The sequence below is a fragment of the Streptomyces violaceorubidus genome (assembly GCF_000717995.1).
Classification (GTDB): domain Bacteria; phylum Actinomycetota; class Actinomycetes; order Streptomycetales; family Streptomycetaceae; genus Streptomyces; species Streptomyces violaceorubidus.
Window position 1 is genome coordinate 1 of record NZ_JODM01000217.1, and the last position, 257, is coordinate 257.

Genomic DNA, 257 nt, shown 5'->3' on the forward strand with positions numbered 1-257 from the left:
CGACCCCGTCCGGGACCTCCCGCACCGACCCCACCGTGCCGGGCCCCGTGACCGCCTTCACCACACAGGACACCAAGGGCTCCGCAAGGCCCGTGGGCCGCGTGGAGCGCGAGCAAAGCACCGACCCGGATCCCGGCATGGGCATGGACATGGACGGACAGTCCGCCGAGTCGCCGTCCCTGGCCTCTGAAAAGGACATGGCCGCCCCTGTCCCGATACCCACCCTGTCCCGGTCCGGTGCCCCACGGGCCGACACG

At 72.4% G+C, this 257-nt stretch carries 1 protein-coding gene; it reads left to right on the forward strand.

What is annotated here, in order from left to right; all coding sequences use genetic code 11:
• Positions 1-47: 47 nt before the first annotated feature.
• A partial coding sequence (locus IE94_RS40760) for a hypothetical protein (RefSeq protein WP_209441123.1) occupies positions 48-257 on the forward strand: 210 nt, incomplete at its 3' end.